This is a genomic window from Phormidesmis priestleyi BC1401 (assembly GCF_001650195.1).
Classification (GTDB): domain Bacteria; phylum Cyanobacteriota; class Cyanobacteriia; order Leptolyngbyales; family Leptolyngbyaceae; genus Phormidesmis_A; species Phormidesmis_A priestleyi_B.
Window position 1 is genome coordinate 1 of sequence record NZ_LXYR01000164.1, and the last position, 1,157, is coordinate 1,157.

General features: G+C 55.1%; 1 protein-coding gene. It reads right to left on the bottom strand.

Annotation, left to right across the window (positions count from 1 at the left end; genetic code table 11):
• On the bottom strand, nucleotides 1–1,147 hold a 1,147-nt coding region (locus A8707_RS26205; protein WP_068820385.1), incomplete at its 3' end, for a transposase.
• Nucleotides 1,148–1,157: the final 10 nt, after the last annotated feature.

A 1,157-nucleotide genomic window follows, 5' to 3' on the forward strand; every position in this document is an offset into this window, starting at 1 on the left:
GCTCCAAGTCTAACTGAGTAATAAATCGGTCGAGCAGATGAGCGGTGAGCGCCCGCCGTTTGACACTCGTCATCGAGAGGACAAAGGGCGAGTCACTAGAATCATGCTTTTGTGCCTCGACTCGGGCAAGGTTGAGGGCGGTGAGGGAGGCATGGAGGTGGAAGTCCAGTTTGGCGACATCTCGCGCTTGGCAATCTTGCAAGCCCGTGAATTGCTTGGCATCTCTGAAGATAAACTCGATTTGAAACCTCAGTGGGTAGAGTCGGAACAGATCGTGGGCATCTTGCTCGACATCGGTGGAGAACAGTCCGACAAACCGAGGGTGCTTGGGGTCTTGATGGTTGAGTAGATACGCCAAGCGAATCGGGCGCTTGAGCGCCATTGACCAGACGACCGCCGTGTAGAGGTCAACCTGGGGTTGCACGGTGTCTACCCAGGTGAAGCGGGAGCAGTCTTGGAAATCGACTTTACCGTCATACTTGCGCTTGCGACCTCGTGGCTTTTGTACGCCCGTGTAGAGAAAGCGGAGATTGGCATCACAACGCAGTTTGCTGATCACCGGCAACCCCAACTGCACCGCACCCGTGACAAAGCGTTCCTTGGCGTAGGCACCATCGACTGCTAAATACCGGACTGGCGACGGCAGATGGGGACGCACCTGTTCGAGATGGTAAAGATATTGATCCATCCGACTGATCTGGGCGGGCAACTCGGTGTGAGTCAGCGTCTGCTGGGCGGATAACGCATACGCCGTGGCAGTTTCGACCTCCACAGCCCCAATCACCGAGACCTCTAACCCTTTCTCCGCCCGACTGGCACAGCCATTCCAAAAGTGGTCAATCCCCGCCGTGGCTTTCCCGCTTTTGGGCAGAAACGAGCCGTCCATGACGCACAGCAACCGGCTGCTAGGGGCGGTCGCCAGTTTCACCAGTTCAACGTTGAAGGGGAGAAACTCAAACGTCTGCTCAAAGTGTCGTCGATAGGTCTTCTCGTTCAACTCGCTATACCGACTCAAATTCGTGAAGTTGACTTTGCCGCACACCACCAGCATGGTCGAGAACAACGTCACCAAAAACGTCACTTGCGGTTTGCGAAAATGCCCACTTTGGTCAGTAGGCTCTGTACAATGACTTCCATCGCTATTCATCCGGTGCTTG